Below are 18871 nucleotides of genomic sequence, written 5' to 3' on the forward strand. Positions count from 1 at the left end.
CGCGAGTGCCTTCCCATGTTCGAACGTATCATCCGCTTCGCCATCGAGCAGCGTTATCTGGTGCTGCTCGCCGTACTCGGCATAGCCGCGCTGGGCGTCGCCAGTTACCAGAAGCTACCGATCGACGCGGTGCCCGATATCACCAACGTCCAGGTGCAGATCAACACCGCCGCCGCCGGCTATTCGCCGCTGGAAGCCGAGCAGCGCATCACCTATCCCATCGAAACCGCCATGGCTGGCTTGCCGGGGCTGAAGCAGACCCGCTCGATCTCGCGCTCCGGGCTGTCCCAGGTGACGGTGATCTTCCAGGATGGCACTGACCTGTATTTCGCCCGGCAATTGGTCGGCGAACGCCTGCAACAGGCCCGCGCGCAACTGCCCGAGGGCGCCGAGGCGATCATGGGGCCGATCTCCAGCGGCCTCGGCGAGATATTCCTCTGGACGGTCGAGGCCACCGAGGGCGCGCGCAAGGAGGATGGTTCCGCCTATACGCCGACCGACCTGCGGGTGATCCAGGACTGGATCATCAAGCCGCAACTGCGCAATGTGCCGGGCGTCGCCGAGATCAACACCATCGGCGGTTACGCCAAGCAGTTCCAGGTGGCGCCCGACCCACAGCGCCTCGCGGCGCATCGCCTGACCCTGGCCGATCTGGTCAATGCCTTGCAGCGCAACAACGCCAACGTTGGCGCCGGCTATATCGAGCGCAACGGCGAGCAGTTGCTGATCCGCGCGCCGGGGCAGGTAGCCGGGTTGGCGGATATCGCCAACACCGTGGTGACCACGGTCGGCGGCACGCCGATCCGCATCCGTGATGTCGCCGAGGTGGCGATCGGCCGCGAGTTGCGCACCGGCGCGGCCAGCGACAACGGCCGCGAGACGGTGCTCGGCACGGTGTTCATGCTGATCGGCGAGAACAGCCGTAGTGTGGCCCGGGCGGTGGCTCAGCGTTTGGAGGAGATCAACCGCGGCCTGCCTGCCGGCGTGCGCGCGGTGACGGTCTACGACCGCACGCAACTGGTCGACCGGGCCATCGCCACGGTGAAGAAGAATCTCATTGAAGGGGCGGTCCTGGTCATCGCCATTCTTTTCCTGTTCCTCGGCAATATCCGCGCGGCGCTGATCACCGCCATGGTCATTCCTCTGGCGATGCTGTTCACCTTCAGCGGCATGTTCGCCAACCGCATCAGCGCCAACCTGATGAGCCTGGGCGCCCTGGATTTCGGGGTCATCGTCGATGGCGCGGTGGTGATCGTGGAGAACGCCATCCGCCGACTGGCCCATGCGCAGCAGCGTCACGGGCGCATGCTCAGCCGCGCGGAGCGCCTGCACGAGGTTTTCGCTGCGTCCCGCGAGGCACGCCGTGCGCTGATCTTCGGCCAGTTGATCATCATGGTGGTGTATCTGCCGATCTTCGCCCTCACCGGGGTGGAGGGGAAAATGTTCCATCCGATGGCCTTCACCGTGGTGCTCGCCCTGCTGGGCGCCATGCTGCTCTCGGTGACCTTCGTCCCGGCGGCCATCGCGCTGTTCGTCACCGGTAAGGTCAAGGAGGAAGAGAACCTGCTGATGCGCGCTGCCCGCCGTGGCTATCAGCCGGTGCTGGCCTGGGTCATGGGCCACCGGGCGCTGGTGTTCGCCGGCGCCGCCGTGCTGGTGGTCTGCTCCGGGCTGCTGGCCGGACGCCTGGGCAGCGAGTTCGTGCCGAGCCTGAGCGAAGGCGATTTCGCCCTGCAAGCGCTGCGCGTGCCCGGCACCAGCCTGTCGCAGTCGGTGGATATGCAGCAGCGCCTGGAGCGCCAGGTACTGCAGCAGGTGCCGGAAGTGGCGCGTATGTTCGCCCGCACCGGCACTGCGGAAATCGCATCCGATCCAATGCCGCCGAACATCTCCGACAGCTACGTCATGCTCAAGCCGCGCGAGCAGTGGCCCGACCCGGACAAGCCGCGCGCCCAACTGGTGGCGGAAATCCAACGCGCCGCGGCGTTGGTGCCGGGTAGCAACTACGAGCTGTCGCAGCCGATCCAACTGCGCTTCAACGAGCTGATTTCCGGGGTACGCAGCGATGTCGCGGTGAAGGTCTTCGGTGACGACATGGCGGTGCTGAACAAGACCGCCGAAGCCATCGCCGGGACGCTTCGGCAGGTCGCCGGCGCCTCCGAGGTGAAGGTCGAGCAGACCGACGGCCTGCCGGTGCTGACCATCGCCATCGACCGCGACAAGGCGGCGCGTTACGGCCTCAACGTGGGCGACGTGCAGGACACCATCGCCGTGGCGGTGGGCGGGCGGCAGGCCGGCACCCTGTTCGAGGGCGACCGTCGTTTCGACATGCTGGTGCGCTTGCCGGAGCGGCTGCGCACCGATGTCGACGGGCTATCCCGCCTGTTGATTCCGGTGCCGGCGCTGGCTGGCTCGGGCGATTCGCGCATCGGTTTCATCGCCCTGCGCGAGGTGGCGCGGCTCGATCTGTTGCTCGGGCCGAACCAGGTCAGCCGGGAGAACGGCAAGCGCCTGGTGGTGGTCAGCGCCAACGTGCGTGGTCGTGATATCGGCTCCTTCGTCGCCGAGGCGGAGCGGCGCATCGCCGAGGGGGTGAAGGTGCCGTCCGGTTACTGGACCGCCTGGGGCGGCCAGTTCGAGCAATTGCAGTCGGCCGCCGAGCGCCTGCGCATCGTGGTGCCGGTGGCGCTGCTGCTGGTCTTCGTCCTGCTCTTCATGATGTTCAACAATCTCCGCGACGGTCTGCTGGTGTTCACCGGCATTCCCTTCGCCCTCACCGGCGGGGTGCTGGCGCTGTGGCTGCGCGACATTCCGCTGTCGATCTCCGCCGGCGTCGGTTTCATCGCCTTGTCCGGTGTGGCGGTGCTCAACGGCCTGGTGATGATCGCCTTCATTCGCAACCTGCGCGAGGAGGGCCGCGGCCTCGACGCGGCGATCCACGAAGGTGCGCTGACCCGCCTGCGTCCGGTGTTGATGACCGCCCTGGTGGCGTCCCTCGGTTTCGTCCCCATGGCCCTGGCCACCGGGACTGGCGCGGAGGTACAGCGACCGCTGGCGACGGTGGTGATCGGCGGCATCCTGTCGTCCACCGCGCTGACCTTGCTGGTGCTGCCGGCGCTGTACCGCTGGATGCACAGGCGCGACGAAGAGGCCGCGGAGGCTTGAGCGGCGCGGGTCGTGGCGGTGGAGGAAAGACCTTGGATAAAAAAAGGCGCCCGGTCGGGCGCCTCAGGGTCTGCCTGTCACCAAAGGAGCCGCGGGGTAGCTTCCTAGGCAGACGTCAGTTTGGGCATCGAAAACTGACCCTTGGGATTTAACCGCGTGCTTCCTAACAGGACGCTGAGCCGATGATGACGATTCTGCAAATGACTACTCAGGTTGCGTGCTGCCCACCGAGCCTTCGACGGGCAGCGAAAAGGCCCCCGCAGGGGCCTTCCGTCGCTCTGGGTTCAGAGAACCTGCAGGGGGTATTCGACGATCAGGCGGATTTCGTCCAGGTCGGACTCGAACTGGCTGGCGCGGGTGGTGGCCTGGCGGATACGCAATGACAGATCCTTCAGCGATCCGCCCTGCACCACGTACTTGGCCTCGATATCACGTTCCCAGCGCTTCTGCCCGGTCAGTGGCTGGCCATTCTCGTCGCGCCGCATGTAGATGGCGTTGGCGTGACTGTAGTCGGCGTCGGTACCTTTGCCGTAGCGGGTCATGAAGCTCAGTCCGGGGATGCCGAAGGTCTGCATGTCGATGTCGTAGCGAAGCATCCAGGAGCGCTCCTTCGGTGAGTTGAAGTCGGTGTACTGGATGGAGTTGTCGAGGTAGATGGAGTCGGCCTGGCGCAGGTAGTCGAAGTCGTTGTTGCCGTTGTTGCGCTGGTGGGTCAGCGCCACGCTGTGTGCGCCGAAGCGCACGCCGAGCTTGCCGCTCCAGATATGCGTGTCGAACTCGCCGAGCAACTGGCGGCCGTCGTCGACCGACTTGTAGTAGTTGAAGCCGCCGAACAGCGCCAGCTCGTCGGCCAGCGGGTACTCCAGCGTGGTGCCGGCGTAGTACTGATTCCAGGCGTCTTTCAGGCGGCTGCCGTAGAGGCTGACGCTGATCCGCTCGGTCAGCGCGTAGTCGCCGCCCAGGTAGGCGATCCAGGGCGAGTCCACCGGCCCACCGTAGAAGGTGGCGAAGCCGTCGCGCAGCTTGCGGTCGCTGGGTTGGCTCATGGAGTGCAAGCGTCCGCCCTGCAGCTTGAGGCCGGCGACGCTCTGGTTTTCCAGGGTCACCCCGCGGAAGGACTCCGGCAGCAGGCGCGAGTCGCCATAGTGCACCACCGGGGTTTCCGGGAAGACATCGCCCACCTTCAGCACGCTGTCGAACAGACGGACCTTGGCGGCGCCGCCGGCCTTGGCGTATTGGCTTTCGGTGCGCCCCTGGTTGTCGACCGGCAGCACGTTGAAGGAGCCGCTGCCGCCGTTGCGGCCATCGCCGCTGTCCAACTGCAAGCCGAGCAGGACGAAGGCGTCGATGCCGAAACCGACGCTGCCCTCGGTGAAGCCTGACTGGTAGCGGCCGATCAGGCCCTGGGCCCAGGCCTCGGAATAGCCGTTGCCCTTGGGGCTGGACTGGCCGTGGCGGTCGTCGCGGTTGTAGTAGAAGTTGCGGTTGAGAATGTCCAGGCGGCTGCCTTCGAGGAAGCCGTCGGCGCTGTCCTCGGCGGCGCTGAAGGGGCTGGTCAGGCTGGCGGCGCAGAGGGACAGCGCCAGGGGAAGTTTCCGCTGTTTCATCGATTGCTCCGGGTGCGTAGGCAGTCGGTTGCTTGGGCGCAACGCGTTGTTGTTGTCAGGAGCCCGAGCGGAAGGACCCTGCGCGGGCAGGGATCATCCTGAAGACGGCGGGATAACCCGGAGATGAGGCGCAAGTGACAATTTCGTCAGTGCTGGCGGCGTGGGCGAATCGAGCGCAGGGGCTGGCGATCGCCTGGTGCGATTGGGCCGATGACGACTGGGTGGCGGAAGGAGGGAGACCGGCATTCCCCCGGTGCCGGCGCGTCCGGGGGTGTGGACGGGGCACCGAGGCTGTGCGGCAGGGGCCGCCTTACGAGGGGAAGTAATCGACCTTGTCTTGTGGACAAGGTCGGACCCTGCGGCCCGCCGAGGGGTACCTGACAAGTCTCCCGGCGAGCGCGATAGGGTGGCCAAACGATAGAAGCTGACCATGAGCCGGTCAATCAGGAAAATCGAACGTATGTTCGATATTCGCCCCTGAATGGCCGATTCAGACGGTTCTCTCGGGCTTTTTCGTTAGCTGGCTATCGGCGTCTGACTATACTGGTTACCAGATGTGTCGGCGCCCCTGCCTTGTGAAATCGGGTCGCCGCCCCTGACTCGGCGGTACAGGGAGGCTCCGTCGTACAACTCCAAAAACCTGAATGACGAGAGAGCCAGAATGAACGCAATCATTCCGCAATATTCGGCCGAGGAGCGCAGCAAACGCATCTTCGCCATCGTCGGCGCCTCTTCCGGGAACCTGGTCGAATGGTTCGACTTTTACGTCTACGCCTTCACCGCCATCTACTTCGCCCATGCCTTTTTCCCCTCGGACAACCCGACGGTGCAACTGCTCAACACCGCCGGTGTATTCGCCGCCGGGTTCCTCATGCGACCGATCGGCGGTTGGCTGTTCGGCCGCATCGCCGACAAGAAGGGCCGCAAGACCGCGATGATGATTTCGGTGCTGATGATGTGCGGCGGCTCCCTGGCCATCGCGCTGATGCCCACCTACTCCAGCATCGGCGTGATGGCGCCGACGCTGCTGCTGGTCGCGCGCCTGTTCCAGGGTCTCTCGGTGGGCGGTGAGTACGGCACCAGCGCCACCTACATGAGCGAGGTGGCGTTGAAGGGGCAGCGCGGTTTCTTCGCCTCCTTCCAGTACGTCACCCTGATCGGCGGCCAACTGCTGGCGGTGCTGGTGGTCGTGGTCCTGCAGCAACTGCTGAGCAACGACCAATTGCGCGAGTGGGGCTGGCGGATTCCCTTCGTCGCCGGTGCCATCACCGCGGTGATCGCCTTCTACCTGCGCCGCTCGCTGAGCGAGACGGCCAAGGACGAGAACCTGCATCGCAAGGAATCGGGCACCCTCACCGAGCTGTTCGCCCACCACAAGCGCGCCTTTTTCACCGTGCTCGGCTTCACGGCTGGCGGTTCGCTGATTTTCTACACCTTCACCACCTACATGCAGAAATACCTGGTGAACACCGCCGGCATGGACGCCAAGACCGCCAGCGGCGTGATGACCTTCGCGCTGTTCGTCTACATGTGCCTGCAGCCGCTGTTCGGCATGCTCTCCGACCGTATCGGGCGCAAGACCTCGATGCTCTGGTTCGGCGTCCTGGGGATGCTCTGCACCTGGCCGATACTCGCTGCGCTGAAAACGGTGAGCAGTCCCGTCGTCGCCTTCCTGCTGATCATCCTGGCGCTGGCGGTGGTCAGCCTGTACACCTCGATCAGCGGGCTGATCAAGGCCGAGCTGTTCCCGCCGCAGATCCGCGCGCTCGGCGTCGGCCTGTCCTATGCGGTGGGCAACGCCATCTTCGGCGGTTCGGCGGAGTACGTCGCCCTGGGCCTGAAGACCCTGGGCCGGGAGGAGTATTTCTACGCCTATGTTTCGGTCATGTGCGGCATCGCGCTGATCGTCTGCCTGCTGCTGCCGGACCTGCGCAAGGTCAGCTACCTCAACGACGAGGACTGAGCCCGCCGTGGCCGCGCGTGGGCGCTGAGCGTTCGCCCCCGCGCGCCGCGGGCTCAGGCGGGGCTGCCGCGCAGCGCATGGTTGGGCAGGCAGAGGGCGATCGTCAGTGCCAGCAGGCCGATGCCGGCATTGACCAGGAACAGCCAGCGGAACACCTCGTCCAGTGCCTGGCGCTGCGCTTCGTGGCCGCTGCCGCCGAGACTGCTCAGCAGTGCGCTGGCGGACAGGCCGTGGGCGATGCCTTCCTGCGTCGCCAGGGGTTGCAGCATGGCCAGCAGGATCGCCGACATCAGGGCGATTCCGACCGCACCGCCGAGGGAGCGGAACAAGGTGGTGGTGCTGGTGGCGACGCCCAGGTGATGCGGTTCCACGGCACTCTGCGCGGCCACCAGGCTGGTCGGGAACTGGGTGCCGGCGGCGATCCCGCAGAGCAGCATGAACAGCCCGGAAAGCAGCATGGACTGCGGCGATGTCAGTGCCAGCCCGGCGATCGCGCACGGCAACAGCAGGGCGCCGCCGACGATCTGTGGCTTGTAGCGGCCGATGGTGGCGGTCAGTCGGCCGCAGCAGTAAGCCCCGAGCGGCACGCCCATGGCCAGCGGCAGCAGGTGCACGGCCGCGCTGTCGGCGCCGGCGCCGGTCACCGACTGGAAACGCAAAGGCACCAGCACCGACAGCGAAATGGACTGGAAGCTGGCGAAGAAGCCGACCAGCCAGCTCAGGGTGGCCGCGCGGATGGCGAACAAATGCATCGGCACCAACGGCTCGCCGGTACGCCGCTCATGCCAGACGAACAGCAGTAGCAAGAGCAGCGCGCCGGCGAACAGCCCGAGCAGACCCGGATCTTTCCAGGCCGCGCCTTGGCCGACCTGGGTGATCGCCAGCAGTAGGCTACCGAGCCCGGCGATCATCAGCAGGGTGCCCGGGTAGTCGATCCGCGGCCGCCGCCCGGCCACCGGCAGACCGACCAGGGTGCGCCGCGACACTTCCAGGGCGAGCAGGCCCACCGGCAGGTTGATCAAGAACACCCAGCGCCACGACAGGTGCTCGGTCAGCAATCCGCCGAGTACCGGGCCGGCGATGCTGGCGACCGCGTACATGCTGCTGAAATAGCCCTGGTAGCGACCGCGTTCGCGGGGCGGGACTATGTCGCCGACGATCGCCTGGCTCACCGACATCAGGCCGCCCGCACCGATGCCTTGCAGCACGCGCGCCAGCACCAGTTGCTCCATGCTTTGCGCAAGGCCGCAGAACAGCGAGGCCAGGGTGAAGAGGACGGTGGCGAAGAGCATCAGGCTGCGCCGGCCATAAAGGTCGCCGAGCTTGCCGTAGATCGGCATGGCCACGGTCATGGCCACCATGTAGCCGGAGATCACCCAGGCCAGCAGGTCGAAGTTGCCGAAGCCCGAGGCGATCGCCGGCAGCGAGACGGCGACGATGGTCTGGTCGAGCGCACCGAGGAAGATGGCCAGCATCAGCCCGACGAGGATGGTGCGCACCGGCGGACGCGGCTGGCTGAAGGTATTCACGAGGCCCCCTTGTACGGCGAGGTGACTCCGGCCGGATGCACCGGAGAACTGCCAGTCTACTGGATCATGTGCGGCATGCCGTCGCACTTTTTCAATCGGGGCAAGGCTCTATCTCGATACGGTCGGGCGATCTGTCCGGAATCTCCTGCTACGCTTTTTCAACGCTTTGCGGGCAGTCCGGCGCCAAGCCGATCGATAGTCACCAGCCTGGCCAGGCCATCGCGAGAGGCTTTGGACGTTCTGGCCTATAGTTTTGCTGATTCGTAACCAGGAGGATTGCATGAAAGCCAACCTGCCCTCTGAGTTGCTGTCCTTGCAGTTGCCATTGCGGATTCGCATCGGCGACGCCCAGGCGTTTGACCTCGGTCCCGACCCCGAGGTGACGCTGATCATCCGCGACCCCACGCTGTTGGCCGAAATCGGTCATCCCAGCCTCGATGCCCTGGGGCGTGCCTATGTCGAGAAGCGCATGGACATCGAAGGTCCGATCGGCCGGGTGATCGCCATGGGCGATGCGCTGAGCGAGGCGCTGGGTGCCGACGACGGCGACAGTGACTTCGTGCGTGAAAGCCACGACAAGGACACCGACGCCGAAGCCATTCACTACCACTACGACCTCTCCAATGACTTCTACCGGCTCTGGCTGGACCCGGAGATGGTCTATTCCTGCGCCTACTTCGAAACCGGCAGCGAGGACCTGGCGACCGCGCAATTGGCCAAGCTGCGCCACCTGTGCCGCAAGCTGCGCCTGAAGCCCGGCGAGCGCCTGCTCGACGTCGGTTGCGGCTGGGGCGGCCTGGCGCGCCTGGCGGCGCGCGAGTTCGGCGTCGAGGTCCACGGCATCACCCTCAGCCGTGAGCAGCTCAAGCTGGGGCGCGAGCGGGTCAAGGCCGAAGGCCTGGAAGACAAGGTCACCTTGGAACTGCTCGACTACCGCGACCTGCCGCGCGACGGCCGTTTCGACAAGGTGGTCAGCGTCGGCATGTTCGAGCACGTCGGCCATGCCAACCTGGGCCTCTACTTCCAGCAGCTGTACGACGCGGTGCGTCCCGGTGGCCTGGTGATGAACCACGGCATCACCGCCAAGCACACCGATGGCCGTCCGGTCGGCCGAGGCGCCGGCGACTTCATCGACCGCTACGTCTTCCCCCACGGGGAGCTACCGCACCTGGCTCTGGCTACCGCGAGCATGAGCGAGGCGGGGCTGGAGGTGGTCGACGTCGAAAGCCTGCGCCTGCACTACGCGCGCACCCTGGACTTCTGGAGCGCCAACCTGGAAGCCCGGCTGGTCGAAGCCGCCAAGTTGGTGCCGGAGCAGGCCCTGCGCATCTGGCGCTTGTACCTGGCCGGCTGTGCCTACGGCTTCAAGCGCGGCTGGGTCAATCTGCACCAGATTCTCGCCAGCAAGCCGTATCCCGATGGTTCCCACGAAGTGCCCTGGAGCCGTCGCGACATCTACGCCTGAGCCACTGACGGGCGCCAGCGGCGCCCTGGCCTTCCGCCTCTTCTTCGCGGCAGTCGCGCAGGGTGGTCTGCTCAGTGGCCGGCCAGCGCTCGGTAGAGTGTCTCGACATTGTCCCGGTAGAGGCCCAGGTAGGTGCTGGCCGGACCCTCGGCGGCGAGCGCGTCGGAGTGCAGGGTGCCGCCGATCTTCGCGCCGCTTTCCTCGGCGATCTGCCGCATCAGCCGTGGGTCCTTGATGTTCTCGACGAAGACCGCGCGGATGTGTTGCTCGCGGATCTGCCGGATCAGCGCGGCGACGTCGGCGGCGGAGGCCTCGCGCTCGGTGGATAGCCCCTGCGGCGCCAGCAGGGCCAGGCCATAGGCCTGGCCGAGGTAGCCGAAGGCATCGTGCGAGGTGACCAGGCTGCGACGATCGGCCGGCAGGCTGCCGAGCATTCGCTTGGCCTCGGCGAGCAGGGCATGGGCCTGCACCAGGTAAGCCGCAGCGTTGCGCTGGTAGTCGGCGGCGTTGGCCGGGTCGAGCGTAGCCAGGGCCCTGGCGATATTGCCGATGTAGAGATCGGCGTTGGCCAGGTTGTTCCAGGCGTGTGGGTCGGGGATGGCGTGGCCGTCTTCCTCCAGGCTGCGTGGAATCACCCCATGGCTGGCCTGGATCACCAGCGCCGGGCTTTCGCTGCTCTTCAGCAGGCGATCGAGCCAGGGTTCGAAGCCAAGGCCGTTCTCCACGATCAGTTGCGCCTTGCGCACCGCGCGGGCGTCGTCCGGGGTGGTTTCGTAGGTGTGCGCGTCGCTGTCGGGACCGACCATGTTGGTCAGCTCGATGTGGGTGCCGCCGACCGCACGGGTCATGTCGGCAAGGATGCTGAAGCTGGTGACCACCCGCAGCCGTTCGGCGGCGCTGAGCGACAGGGGCAGGCAGACGGTGAGCAGGAGCAACAGGGCACGCATGGGGAAGGTCCTCGCGGAGGCGTTCATTGGGGAAGGGGCAGCGGGCTGCGACGCAGCAGTCCGTGGACCGGACCGCAGAGCACCGAGAGCAGGTAGGCGAGGCCGGCGACCATGACGATCGCCGGGCCGCTGGGCAGCGACCAGGCGTAGGAGGCGACCAGGCCGAGCCATACCGAGAGCGCGCCGAGCGCCGCGGCGAGCACCAGCAGCAGCGGCAGGCGGCGACTCCAGAAGCGCGCGGCGGCGGCCGGCAGCATCATCAGGCCGACCATCATCAGCGCGCCTATGGCCTGGAAGCCGATGACCAGGTTGAGCACCACCAGGCCGAGGAACAGGCCGTGGGCGAACGGGCCGAGGCGGCTGACGCTGCGTAGGAACAGCGGATCGAGGCTGTCCAGCAGCAGCGCGCGGTAGATCACGGCCAGTGCGGTCAGGCTCAGCGCGGCGATGCCGAGCATGCCGAGCAGAGCGCCATGGTCCACCGCCAGGGCCGAGCCGAAGAGCACCTGCAGCAGGTCCAGGCGTTTGCCGGCGAGACCGAGCAGGAGCACGCCGGAGGCCAGCGAAATCGGATAGACCGCGGCCAGGCTGGCGTCTTCGCGCAGGCCGGTGTGGCGCGTCACCCAGGCGGCCAGGCCGGCCACCGTCAGGCCGGCGCCGAGGCCGCCGAAGGTCAGCGCCGGCAGCGACAGACCGGCCAGCCAGAAGCCGATGGCCGCCCCGGGGAGAATGCCGTGGGCGATGGCGTCGCCGATCAGGCTCATGCGCCTGAGGATCAGGAACACGCCCAGCGGGCCGGCGCTGATCGCCAGCGCGATGCCGCCAAGCAGGGCCCGGCGCATGAAAGCGAATTCGCAGAAGGGCTGCCAGAGCGCGCTCAGGAGCATCACGCCACCTGCGCCACATGAGCGGCACCGAACAGTTCGGCACAGGTGCCGTGGCGGCAGCCTTCGGCCGCCACGCGCAGGCAGTCGGGGACCTGTTCGCGCACGGCCGCCAGGTTGTGGCAGACCACCAGCAGGGTGCGCCCGGCGGCGCGCCACGCCTGGATCTGCGCCCAGAGCAGGGCCTGGCCGGCTTCGTCGAGGCAGGCGTCTGGCTCGTCGAGCAGCAGCAACGGGCTGTCCGTCAGGCTCAGCCGGGCCAGCAGGGCTCGTTGCAGCTGGCCGCCGGAGAGTGCCGCCAGCGGGCGCCGTTCGAGGCCGTCCAGGCGCCAGTCGGCGAGGGCAGCGTGCAGGCGCTCGCGGCGCGCCAGGGTGGTCAGCTTGCTGGACCAGAAGCCGGCGCCGACCAGTTCGCCAAGGCTGATCGGGAACTGCCGGTCGATGGCCTGTTGTTGCACCAGATAACCGATCTCGCGGGCGCGCAGCTCGACGCGCACGCGCCCGGCCAGTGGTCGTTGCAGCCCCGCGATGACTTTCAGCAGGCTGCTCTTGCCGCAGCCGTTGGCGCCGATCACGGCGGTGAGGCTACCGCCCGGCAGATCGAGGTTCAGCGCTGGGCAGAGCGGCAGGCCCGGCGGCCCCCATTGCAGGGCCTGGCAATGGATCATGCGGCCTCCCGTTGCCAGCGGCTGCGTGCCACGGCGTCGTGAGCGTGCAGGCTTTCCGCATGCACCACCGTGAGTTCGAAGGCGAGCAACTCTTCGCGTTGCGCCAGGGCGTGGTGCAGGCGCCGCGCGGCGTCCTCGCAGAACATCGGGTTCTGTCCGTTGGCCAGGGCGAAGGCTTGCTCGTCGGCGCGTTTCACCGCGGTCTGCACGGCTGTGCCGAGGCTGCGCTCGGCGCAGTCGAGCAGCGCCAGCAACGGTAGTTCGGCAAGGTCGCCGCGCAATTGCAGGCGCAGGTCGGCGAGGCTGCGTTGGCTGTGCGGGGTGGCGGCTATGCCGGCGCTGCCGCCGAGCCAGGCGTGCAGGTCGGCGTGTTCGAGGGCGCGCCCGCCGAAATCGCTGGCGAAGCGCTGCTGGATCAGTTGCCTGGCCAGGGCGGCCGAGCAGGGACAGGTGGAGGAGTAGGCCAGTTGCAGACGCAGCTCCAGGCGCATGTGCCGGGCGTCTCCCTCGGCCAGCAGCTCACACGGGTAGCCTTTCCAGCCGCTCAAGTGGCTGACCAGCGCCGGGCGCTGGAGCAGGGCTTCGAAGTGCAGGCGCACGCTGGCGCGCTGCGACAACTCGGTGTGACTGGCGAGAAAGTCATCGATCAGCGCCCGCAGCAGGGCCGGTCTGAGTTCTTCGTGCGCCAGGCGCTGCAGGGCCAGGTACAGGCGCGACATATGGATGCCGCGCGCATCGGCTTTGTCGAGGCTGACGCCGGCATCGGCCTGGGCGGCCAGGCGTTCGCCGTGCAGGCGCAGGGGCACGGCGATGCCTTGCATGCCGACCCAGTCGAGGGCGAGGGGCGCCGTCGTCATCTGACGGGCGATATCGGGGAGAGGCAAGGCGGTCATGGGTGTCTCTGGGGATTTTGCTTTCGAATGTTATAATGTAACGTATTGCTTTCACGCCCATCCTGCAACCGCTCTCTGCCCAATCGCCAGCATGAACCGACGTCGCCTTCTACAAAGTTTGCTCGCCAGCGCCGCCTGGTTGCCCGCCCTGGATCTGTTCGCCAGCCAGCGCCTGCTCGACGCGCGTGCCTTGCGTTCCGCCGAGGGGCTGCGGCTGGTCCTCGAACTCAGTGGGCCGGTGCGCTATCACACCTTCACGCTGTCCGCCCCAGAGCGACTGATCCTTGACCTCGAAGGCACTCGCCTGGTCCATGACCTGCGCGGCCTGCCCCTGGCCGGCAGTCCGGTGCGGGCGATCCGCGCTGGCCTGCTGCCGGATGGCGGCACGCGGCTGGTTCTCGATCTGTTCGAGCCGGTAAACCTGCAGAGCAACGTGCTGGCGCCGGGGGATGGGCAGGGGCATCGCCTGCTGCTGGACCTGCGTCGGCAACTGCCGCAGGCCGGGTCACGCCCGCGGATCGGGCCGGCGCCTGGCGGTGAGCGCGACGTGCTGGTGGTGGTGGACGCCGGGCATGGCGGCAAGGACCCCGGTGCGCTGGGCCCCAGGGGCGAGCGGGAAAAGGATGTCGCGTTGCTCATCGCGCAGAATCTGGCGCGGCGCATCGACCGGCAGAAAGGCTTCCGCGCCAAACTGGTACGCAATCTCGACGTGTTCATCCCGCTGCGCCAGCGCGTCGAGGTGGCGCGCCGCTGCAACGCCGACCTGTTCGTCTCGGTTCACGCTGATGCCGCGCCCCGGCGCACGGCCTCGGGGGCCTCGGTGTTCGCCCTGTCCGAGCACGGCGCCACCTCGACCCTGGCCCACTGGATGGCCGATCGCGAAAACGCTGCCGACCTTATCGGTGCCACCGGAAACCTGCCGCTCAAGGGCAAGGATGCGCAAGTGGCCGGGGTGCTCCTGGACATGTCGATCAACTCGACCATCGCCTCCAGCCTGGATCTCGGCCATCAGGTATTGCGTAGCCTCGGTGGTGTCACCGAACTGCACCAGCAGCGCGTCGACCAAGCCGGCTTCGCGGTGCTCAAGTCGCCGGACATTCCGTCGATCCTGGTCGAGACGGGCTTCATCTCCAATGACCGTGATTGCCGCCGCCTGCATGATCCAAGGCACCAGCAGCAGCTCGCCGAGGCCATCTTCGACGGTCTGCACGGCTGGTTCCGGGAACGCCCGCCGGCGGACAGCCTGTTGGCCAGGCTGCAGGCGCAGGGGAATGCCTGAAAGGCTCAGCGCAGCTGTTGGCGGCAGCCGCTGACCCGGCCGCAGGTCAGGCGCGCCTGGCCGCCCGAGGAGCTGCTCAGGCGGCTGACGCTGGTCCAGCCGATGCCCTGGCTGGAGCCGGTCCAGATCTGCCCATCGCTGCTCACCCCCGAGAAGAACGTGATCCGGCCATAGCGGGTGCCGGTCTGCGCCCAGCGGCGGCCGCTGTCGGCATCGAAACCGCGCAGGTAGGTGTCATGGCCGAGGGTGGCGACGCTGTAGTCGTTGCCCTTGCTGTCCCTGCAGGCGAGCACGTTGGCCAGCCAAGCGCAGGCCGCGGGCGGCATGCCGGGAAAGGGCAGGGGGGCCTCGCCTTCGGCCTCGGCGAGGGCGCTGGACAGCAGCAGGCAGGTGGCGAGCAGAACGGACTTCATCGGGGTGATCTCGTGGGCTTGGCGCAGGCGGGCCAATCTATCGCATGTCGCCCACGCAGCGGCAAAAGGGATGCATTGGCTTGAGATGTTATAGTATAACCTTTCCATTGCCGTGGCTGCGCCGGGAACACTCGGGATGCCGCGAAAAACCTGACCGCGAGGGCCCGCCGTGAAACACCGCCTCCCCGTTACCGTCCTCTCCGGCTTCCTCGGCGCCGGCAAGAGCACGCTGCTCAACCATGTGCTGAAGAACCGCGAAAGCCGCCGCGTCGCGGTGATCGTCAACGACATGAGCGAAATCAACATCGACGGCAGCGAGGTGCAGCGCGATGTCAGTCTCAATCGCGCGGAAGAGAAGCTGGTGGAGATGAGCAATGGCTGTATCTGCTGCACGCTACGCGAAGACTTGCTGGAAGAGGTCGCGCGCCTGGCCGCGGAGGGCCGCTTCGATTACCTGCTGATCGAATCCACGGGGATATCCGAGCCGCTGCCGGTGGCGGAAACCTTCACTTTCCGCGACGAGCAGGGCCGCAGCCTGTCCGACCTGGCGCGGCTGGACACCTTGGTCACGGTGGTCGACGGGCTGAACTTCCTGCGCGATTACCAGGACGCCGACGACCTTGCCAGCCGGGGCCAGTCCCTCGGTGCCGACGACCAGCGTTCGATCAGCGATCTGTTGATCGAGCAGGTCGAGTTCGCCGACGTCATTCTGCTGAGCAAGGTCGACCTCATTTCCAGCGCCGACCGCGAGGAACTGCTGGCGATCCTGCGCCGGCTCAACCCTGCGGCCGAGATCGCGCCGATGGTCATGGGCCGGGTGCCGCTGGCGCGGATTCTCGACACCGGCCGCTTCGACTTCGAGCGCGCCGCCCAGGCACCGGGCTGGCTCAAGGAGCTGCGTGGCGAACATGTCCCGGAAACCGAGGCATACGGCATCGCCTCCAGCGTCTACCGCGCGCGCCGGCCGTTTCATCCGCAGCGCTTCCAGGCCTTTCTCGAACGTCCCTGGGACAATGGCCGGCTGCTGCGCTCCAAGGGCTTCTTCTGGCTGGCCAGCCGCTACCGCGAGGCCGGCAGTTGGTCCCAGGCCGGCGGCCTGATGCGCCATGGCCTGGCCGGTCGCTGGTGGCGCTTCGTACCCAGGGAGCACTGGCCGCAGGACGAGGACGGGCTGCGCCAGGTGATGCGCCACTGGCAGGAAGACACGGGAGACTGCCGCCAGGAACTGGTGTTCATCGGCCAGGACATCGACTTCGCGCGGCTCGCCGATGAGCTTGATGCCTGCCTGCTCGACGAGGCGGAAATGGCTCTCGGGGCGCAGGCCTGGGAGCGCCTGGATGATCCTTTCGATGCCTGGACGGAGGAGGCCTGAAGCCAGCCCCGGGCTGGGCTCGTGCGCTTCGCCGTCGGCGTGGCGCGGAGAAAAAAAAGAGGGCCACCAGAGGCTGGCGGCCCTATCACCAAGATCTTTGCTGGCGTGGGGTGCCAGAGGGTGTGAGGTACCCGAAGTCAGTAGAGCAGGCGCAGATGACAGTGACGTGACCGCTACTGGCCAGCCTGCCACTGGCCGTGGCTCTGCCCTTCGCAGAAGGGCTGGAGGAAACGCGCATCGCTGGCCACGCCGTAGTAGTGGATGTCCTGGCGATAGGGCATGTTCGGCACCTGGGCGTTGCTGCAGACGCCGAAGGCGCCACTCGGGCAGCTGTCGGCGTAGCTGACGTCGACCTTCTGGTCCTTCAACTGCGGTTGGCAGAATCCGTCATGGAACAGCTTGGCGGGGATGCTGCGGTTCTGCTGGCAGACCTTGACGTCGAGGTTGGCGCCGTGACTGTGCACCACGCAGGCTTCGGCGCGGGCCAGGGTCGGCAGGGCGGTCAGACAGGACAGCAGGAGAAGGGCCGGCAGACGCATAGGCAGGAGGTCCGTTTTTCGAAGTGGCGACTCTAGCGCTTTTCCCCGTCGTCGTCAGGCCGCACCATAGGCCCATGTTGAAGCAGATACCCACCCATGTGATCGGCGGCCCATTGGGCGCCGGCAAGACCAGTCTGATCCGCGACCTGCTGGGCCAGCGCCCGGCCACAGAGCGCTGGGCGGTGCTGGTCAACGAATTCGGCCAGGTCGGTCTGGATGCCGCGCTGTTGACCCGCGATGCCGACGGCGTGGCCATCGGCGAGGTGGCTGGCGGCTGTCTCTGCTGCGTCAACGGCGCGCCCTTCCAGGTCGGCCTGGCGCGCCTGTTGCGCAAGGCACGCCCGGATCGGCTGTTCATCGAACCCTCCGGTCTGGGGCACCCGCGCACCCTGTTGCGCCAGTTGAGCGAGGCGCCCTGGCGTGGCGTGCTGGCGCCGCAGCCCCTGCTGCTGGTGCTGGACGCTGCCGCCCTGGCCGCCGGTGCCGCGCTGCCCGAGGCCCAGGCCGAGGCACTCGATGCCGCCGCGCTGCTGATACTGAACAAGAGCGAGGGGCTGGATGCCGAGGCGCGTCGCCGCGTGCAGGCGCGCTTGCCGGACATCGCCCTGCGCTGGGCCAGCCAGGGGCATCTGCCGCTCGCCGACCTTCCGTGCACGCCTGCCGCCGCCGCGTCCGGCGCCGAACCGCCGGCGCAGCAGGCCGAGCTGCCGGTGCTGCTGTCGCGCGCTGCGCCCTTGCGTCAGGTGCATGTCGAGGACGGCCGTCAGGCCGTGGGCTGGCGCCTGCACCGCGACTGGCGATTCCGCCGCAGCGATGTGGATGCCTGGCTGGCGACGCTGCCGGGCCTGTTGCGCGCCAAGGCGGTCTTGCATTGCGCGGAGGGCTGGCTGGCCTGCAACCGGGTGGCCGGCGACGAGCCGTGGCAGCCGAGCGCCTGGCGCAGGGATAACCGCATCGAGTTGATCCTGAGCACCGAGCAGGACCCGCAGCGGCTTCAAGATAGCCTCCTGGCGTGCGCCCAGGCGCCGAATTGACGCACGAGGTTGCCCTGGGCTTCCTGGTGAATGATAATAATTATCAACCGTTGTTATCGCAGGCTTTCCCATGTCGCCATCGCACTCGCGGTCATCGGCGGGTTCCGCCCTCGCCGCTTCCGCCGACGATCATTCGTCGTCCCCCGCCTCTGGCGATGAGGGGCTGGCGTTGCCTTGCGTCAACGCCCAGCGCGGCCAGGAAGCCAGCCTGCGCCTGGTGGATTGCTCCGGTGCCCGGCGTGACGAGGAGGTGCCCGCCGCTGAAGAGGTGCTGAATCCCTATGCCGCGCCCGTGGATGGCGAGGCGGACGCGGTCGCGGCGCGTCCCGGCGGCTGGTGGAAGTCCTCGGCGCTGGCGGTGGCCTTGCACCTGGGTATCGTCGCCGGCCTGATCTGGCTGATGCCGGCGCCGAGCGAGCTGAATCTCGGCCAGGGCGAGCTGCCCAAGGCCATGCAGGTCAGCGTGGTGCAGTTGGCGAAGAAGCCCGAGCCGGTCCAGCAACCGCCGGCCGCCGCGCCCGAGCCGCAGCCCGCGCCGCCGCAGCCGCAGGTCGAGCCGCCAAAGCCGGAGCCGCCGAAGCCCAGACCGAAGCCGGCGGAAAAGGCGCTGCCCAAGGTGGCGCCCAAGCCCAAGCCGAAACCCACGCCGCAACCTGATCCCGAGCCGGCCGAGGAGGCCCGCAGCGCAACACCGACTCCGTCCACGCCGCCACCGCCCGCCGCGCCCGTCAGCGGCCAGACCACGGCGGGCGCGCAGAGCGCTCCCACCGGCGCGCAAGGCCCGGCCGGCCTGCCCACCGGCAGTCTCAACGACAGCGACATCAAGCCCCTGCGCATGGATTCGCCGAGCTATCCGCCGATGGCCCAGCGGCGAGGCATCGAAGGCCATGTGAAGGTGCTGTTCACCATCACTGCCGAGGGTCGCATCGAGGATATCCAGGTGCTGGAGTCCTCGCCGCCGCGCCTATTCGACAGCGCCGTCAGCCAGGCCATGGCCAAGTGGCGCTTCGAGCCGCGCGTCAGCGGCGGCCGCATCGTCGCGCGGCAGGCCACCAAGGTGTTCTTCTTCAAGCTGGAGGGGCGCCGCTGAGGCTTGCCCGTCCCCCGCAAAAA

General features: G+C 67.5%; 15 protein-coding genes. 7 read left to right on the top strand and 8 right to left on the bottom strand.

Features of this window, described 5'->3' with window-relative positions:
• Positions 1-15 precede the first annotated feature (15 nt).
• Positions 16-3165 (top strand): CusA/CzcA family heavy metal efflux RND transporter, encoded by a 3150-nt coding sequence (locus tag BLQ74_RS16715; RefSeq protein ID WP_090264164.1) that lies wholly within the window; start codon positions 16-18, stop codon positions 3163-3165.
• A 284-nt stretch (positions 3166-3449) separates the two neighbouring features.
• Here BLQ74_RS16715 and BLQ74_RS16720 read toward each other — a convergent pair whose 3' ends face one another.
• The gene (locus BLQ74_RS16720; RefSeq protein ID WP_090264167.1) at positions 3450-4772 is read right to left on the bottom strand and encodes an OprD family porin; all 1323 of its coding nucleotides are present in this window, start codon (positions 4770-4772) and stop codon (positions 3450-3452) included.
• 661 nt (positions 4773-5433) lie between these two features.
• Between BLQ74_RS16720 and BLQ74_RS16725 the strand changes: the two genes are divergently transcribed.
• A complete protein-coding gene (locus BLQ74_RS16725) occupies positions 5434-6735 on the top strand; it encodes an MFS family transporter (protein WP_090264169.1) in 1302 nt (433 codons plus the stop codon).
• A gap of 53 nt (positions 6736-6788) precedes the next feature.
• On the opposite strand, the gene BLQ74_RS16730 is transcribed toward BLQ74_RS16725, so the two are convergent.
• Entirely contained in the window at positions 6789-8264 is a 1476-nt protein-coding gene (locus BLQ74_RS16730) for an MDR family MFS transporter (protein WP_090264172.1), read from the bottom strand.
• A 280-nt stretch (positions 8265-8544) separates the two neighbouring features.
• Between BLQ74_RS16730 and cfaB the strand changes: the two genes are divergently transcribed.
• Positions 8545-9729, top strand: coding sequence for a C17 cyclopropane fatty acid synthase CfaB (gene cfaB, locus BLQ74_RS16735; protein ID WP_090264174.1), 1185 nt, complete (start codon positions 8545-8547; stop codon positions 9727-9729).
• Positions 9730-9800: 71 nt separating this feature from the next.
• Here the strand turns inward: cfaB and BLQ74_RS16740 are convergent, their stop codons facing one another.
• From BLQ74_RS16740 to folE2, 4 genes are read right to left on the bottom strand one after another with little or no spacing between them, the layout of a single operon-like run.
• Entirely contained in the window at positions 9801-10676 is an 876-nt protein-coding gene (locus tag BLQ74_RS16740) for a metal ABC transporter substrate-binding protein (RefSeq protein ID WP_090264176.1), read from the bottom strand.
• Between the two features lie 23 nt (positions 10677-10699).
• Positions 10700-11563: a metal ABC transporter permease gene (locus BLQ74_RS16745; protein ID WP_090264178.1), complete on the bottom strand. Its 864-nt coding sequence runs from the start codon at positions 11561-11563 to the stop codon at positions 10700-10702.
• Positions 11563-12228: a metal ABC transporter ATP-binding protein gene (locus BLQ74_RS16750; RefSeq protein ID WP_090264180.1), complete on the bottom strand. Its 666-nt coding sequence runs from the start codon at positions 12226-12228 to the stop codon at positions 11563-11565. Before BLQ74_RS16750 ends, BLQ74_RS16745 begins: the two co-directional genes overlap by 1 nt.
• On the bottom strand, positions 12225-13121 hold the full coding sequence (gene folE2 / locus BLQ74_RS16755; RefSeq protein WP_090264184.1) for a GTP cyclohydrolase FolE2: 897 nt from the start codon (positions 13119-13121) through the stop codon (positions 12225-12227). Before folE2 ends, BLQ74_RS16750 begins: the two co-directional genes overlap by 4 nt.
• 91 nt (positions 13122-13212) lie before the next feature.
• Here folE2 and BLQ74_RS16760 point away from each other — a divergent pair, with 91 nt between their 5' ends.
• Positions 13213-14400: an N-acetylmuramoyl-L-alanine amidase gene (locus BLQ74_RS16760; protein ID WP_090264186.1), complete on the top strand. Its 1188-nt coding sequence runs from the start codon at positions 13213-13215 to the stop codon at positions 14398-14400.
• A gap of 5 nt (positions 14401-14405) precedes the next feature.
• Here the strand turns inward: BLQ74_RS16760 and BLQ74_RS16765 are convergent, their stop codons facing one another.
• The gene (locus BLQ74_RS16765; RefSeq protein WP_090264189.1) at positions 14406-14813 is read right to left on the bottom strand and encodes a hypothetical protein; all 408 of its coding nucleotides are present in this window, start codon (positions 14811-14813) and stop codon (positions 14406-14408) included.
• A gap of 169 nt (positions 14814-14982) precedes the next feature.
• Here BLQ74_RS16765 and zigA point away from each other — a divergent pair, with 169 nt between their 5' ends.
• Positions 14983-16185, top strand: a complete 1203-nt coding sequence (gene zigA, locus BLQ74_RS16770) for a zinc metallochaperone GTPase ZigA (RefSeq protein WP_090264192.1) — start codon at positions 14983-14985, stop codon at positions 16183-16185.
• Between the two features lie 173 nt (positions 16186-16358).
• Here zigA and BLQ74_RS16775 read toward each other — a convergent pair whose 3' ends face one another.
• Positions 16359-16724 carry an NADH:ubiquinone oxidoreductase gene (locus BLQ74_RS16775; protein ID WP_090264194.1) on the bottom strand — a complete coding sequence of 122 codons (366 nt, stop codon included), beginning with the start codon at positions 16722-16724 and terminating at the stop codon, positions 16359-16361.
• 74 nt (positions 16725-16798) lie between these two features.
• On the opposite strand from BLQ74_RS16775, the gene BLQ74_RS16780 reads away from it, so the two are divergent.
• Positions 16799-17758 (top strand): CobW family GTP-binding protein, encoded by a 960-nt coding sequence (locus BLQ74_RS16780; RefSeq protein WP_090264196.1) that lies wholly within the window; start codon positions 16799-16801, stop codon positions 17756-17758.
• A 70-nt stretch (positions 17759-17828) separates the two neighbouring features.
• On the top strand, positions 17829-18848 hold the full coding sequence (locus tag BLQ74_RS16785) for an energy transducer TonB (protein WP_090264198.1): 1020 nt from the start codon (positions 17829-17831) through the stop codon (positions 18846-18848).
• Positions 18849-18871 lie beyond the last annotated feature (23 nt).

The organism is Pseudomonas panipatensis, from assembly GCF_900099785.1.
GTDB classification, from domain to species: Bacteria; Pseudomonadota; Gammaproteobacteria; order Pseudomonadales; family Pseudomonadaceae; genus Pseudomonas; species Pseudomonas panipatensis.

Bases quoted from the DNA above. Each gene is read 5' to 3' on its own strand.
- BLQ74_RS16715 (WP_090264164.1), top strand. From the start codon at position 16: ATGTTCGAACGTATCATCCGCTTCGCCATCGAGCAGCGTTATCTGGTG.
- BLQ74_RS16720 (WP_090264167.1), bottom strand. From the start codon at position 4,772: ATGAAACAGCGGAAACTTCCCCTGGCGCTGTCCCTCTGCGCCGCCAGC.
- BLQ74_RS16725 (WP_090264169.1), top strand. From the start codon at position 5,434: ATGAACGCAATCATTCCGCAATATTCGGCCGAGGAGCGCAGCAAACGC.
- cfaB (WP_090264174.1), top strand. From the start codon at position 8,545: ATGAAAGCCAACCTGCCCTCTGAGTTGCTGTCCTTGCAGTTGCCATTG.
- BLQ74_RS16740 (WP_090264176.1), bottom strand. From the start codon at position 10,676: ATGCGTGCCCTGTTGCTCCTGCTCACCGTCTGCCTGCCCCTGTCGCTC.
- BLQ74_RS16745 (WP_090264178.1), bottom strand. From the start codon at position 11,563: ATGCTCCTGAGCGCGCTCTGGCAGCCCTTCTGCGAATTCGCTTTCATG.
- BLQ74_RS16750 (WP_090264180.1), bottom strand. From the start codon at position 12,228: ATGATCCATTGCCAGGCCCTGCAATGGGGGCCGCCGGGCCTGCCGCTC.
- folE2 (WP_090264184.1), bottom strand. From the start codon at position 13,121: ATGACCGCCTTGCCTCTCCCCGATATCGCCCGTCAGATGACGACGGCG.
- BLQ74_RS16760 (WP_090264186.1), top strand. From the start codon at position 13,213: ATGAACCGACGTCGCCTTCTACAAAGTTTGCTCGCCAGCGCCGCCTGG.
- BLQ74_RS16765 (WP_090264189.1), bottom strand. From the start codon at position 14,813: ATGAAGTCCGTTCTGCTCGCCACCTGCCTGCTGCTGTCCAGCGCCCTC.
- BLQ74_RS16775 (WP_090264194.1), bottom strand. From the start codon at position 16,724: ATGCGTCTGCCGGCCCTTCTCCTGCTGTCCTGTCTGACCGCCCTGCCG.
- BLQ74_RS16780 (WP_090264196.1), top strand. From the start codon at position 16,799: ATGTTGAAGCAGATACCCACCCATGTGATCGGCGGCCCATTGGGCGCC.
- BLQ74_RS16785 (WP_090264198.1), top strand. From the start codon at position 17,829: ATGTCGCCATCGCACTCGCGGTCATCGGCGGGTTCCGCCCTCGCCGCT.